Raw genomic sequence first — 2,611 nt, 5'->3', positions numbered from 1 at the left:
CCCGTACATGAAAACGACCTTGAAGTGAAATCGAGTAGGGCGGGACACGTGACATCCTGTCTGAATATGGGGGGACCATCCTCCAAGGCTAAATACTCCTGACTGACCGATAGTGAACCAGTACCGTGAGGGAAAGGCGAAAAGAACCCCTGTGAGGGGAGTGAAATAGAACCTGAAACCGTGTACGTACAAGCAGTGGGAGCCCTTCGGGGTGACTGCGTACCTTTTGTATAATGGGTCAGCGACTTACATTTTGTAGCGAGGTTAACCGTATAGGGGAGCCGTAGGGAAACCGAGTCTTAACTGGGCGTCTAGTTGCAAGGTGTAGACCCGAAACCGGGTGATCTAGCCATGGGCAGGTTGAAGGTTGAGTAACATCAACTGGAGGACCGAACCCACTAACGTTGCAAAGTTAGGGGATGACCTGTGGCTGGGGGTGAAAGGCCAATCAAACTCGGAGATAGCTGGTTCTCCCCGAAAGCTATTTAGGTAGCGCCTCGGACGAATACTACTGGGGGTAGAGCACTGTTTGGACTAGGGGGTCATCCCGACTTACCAACTCCATGCAAACTCCGAATACCAGTAAGTAATATCCGGGAGACACACGGCGGGTGCTAACGTCCGTCGTGAAGAGGGAAACAACCCAGACCGCCGGCTAAGGTCCCAAAGTTCTGGTTAAGTGGGAAACGATGTGGGAAGGCTCAGACAGCTAGGATGTTGGCTTAGAAGCAGCCATCATTTAAAGAAAGCGTAATAGCTCACTAGTCGAGTCGGCCTGCGCGGAAGATGTAACGGGGCTCAAACCAGGCACCGAAGCCGCGGATTCACACTTATGTGTGAGTGGTAGGGGAGCGTTCTGTAAGTCTGCGAAGGTGTATCGAGAGGTATGCTGGAGATATCAGAAGTGCGAATGCTGACGTAAGTAACGATAAAGGGGGTGAAAAGCCTCCTCGCCGGAAGACCAAGGGTTCCTGTCCAACGTTAATCGGGGCAGGGTGAGTCGACCCCTAAGGTGAGGCCGAAAGGCGTAATCGATGGGAAGCAGGTTAATATTCCTGCACGACTTGTAATTGCGATGGGGGGACGGAGAAGGCTAGGTGGGCCAGGCGACGGTTGTCCTGGTGAAAGTGCGTAGGTGGTGTTTCTAGGCAAATCCGGAGACACAACACTGAGACACGAGACGAAGCCACTACGGTGGTGAAGCCATTGATGCCCTGCTTCCAGGAAAAGCCTCTAAGCTTCAGATTACAAGTCATCGTACCCCAAACCGACACAGGTGGTCGGGTAGAGAATACCAAGGCGCTTGAGAGAACTCGGGTGAAGGAACTAGGCAAAATAGAACCGTAACTTCGGGAGAAGGTTCGCTCTTGACAGTGAAGTCCCTCGCGGATGGAGCAGTTGGGAGTCGCAGTGACCAGATGGCTGGGACTGTTTATCAAAAACACAGCACTCTGCAAACACGAAAGTGGACGTATAGGGTGTGACACCTGCCCGGTGCCGGAAGGTTAATTGATGGGGTTAGCGCAAGCGAAGCTCTTGATCGAAGCCCCGGTAAACGGCGGCCGTAACTATAACGGTCCTAAGGTAGCGAAATTCCTTGTCGGGTAAGTTCCGACCTGCACGAATGGTGTAACCATGGCCATGCTGTCTCCACCCGAGACTCAGTGAAATCGAATTCGCCGTGAAGATGCGGTGTACCCGCGGCTAGACGGAAAGACCCCGTGAACCTTTACTACAGCTTGGCACTGAACATTGAACCTACATGTGTAGGATAGGTGGGAGGCTTTGAAGGCGTGACGCCAGTTGCGCTGGAGCCGTCCTTGAAATACCACCCTTGTATGTTTGATGTTCTAACGCAGGTCCCTGAATCGGGATCGCGGACAGTGCCTGGTGGGTAGTTTGACTGGGGCGGTCTCCTCCCAAAGAGTAACGGAGGAGCACGAAGGTTGGCTAATCCTGGTCGGACATCAGGAGGTTAGTGCAATGGCATAAGCCAGCTTAACTGCGAGACGGACAGGTCGAGCAGGTACGAAAGTAGGTCATAGTGATCCGGTGGTTCTGAATGGAAGGGCCATCGCTCAACGGATAAAAGGTACTCCGGGGATAACAGGCTGATACCGCCCAAGAGTTCATATCGACGGCGGTGTTTGGCACCTCGATGTCGGCTCATCACATCCTGGGGCTGAAGTCGGTCCCAAGGGTATGGCTGTTCGCCATTTAAAGTGGTACGCGAGCTGGGTTCAGAACGTCGTGAGACAGTTCGGTCCCTATCTGCCGTGGGCGTTGGATGATTGAAGGGAGTTGCTCCTAGTACGAGAGGACCGGAGTGAACGAACCTCTGGTGTTCGGGTTGTCACGCCAGTGGCACTGCCCGGTAGCTAAGTTCGGAATCGATAACCGCTGAAAGCATCTAAGCGGGAAGCGAGCCCTGAGATGAGTCATCCCTGACCCCTTGAGGGTCCTAAAGGGCCGTTGGAGACCACAACGTTGATAGGTGGGGTGTGTAAGCGCGGCGACGTGTTGAGCTAACCCATACTAATTACCCGTGAGGCTTAACCATACAACACCCAAGAAGTGTTCTGAGACTTGTAGCAAGTGCGAGACTACTTAC

Annotated in this window: 1 rRNA gene; it reads left to right on the top strand. The window is 53.3% G+C overall.

Annotated elements, in window-relative coordinates:
* Positions 1–2,560 (top strand): 23S ribosomal RNA (locus tag ACM3N8_RS22310); the annotation flags it as partial.
* Positions 2,561–2,611: the final 51 nt, after the last annotated feature.

The sequence above is a fragment of the Aeromonas sp. A04 genome (genome assembly GCF_047780465.1).
Lineage (GTDB): Bacteria > Pseudomonadota > Gammaproteobacteria > Enterobacterales > Aeromonadaceae > Aeromonas > Aeromonas bestiarum.
The sequence above is the reverse complement of the archived record's forward strand: the minus strand, read 5'-3'. Positions and strand labels throughout refer to the sequence as shown.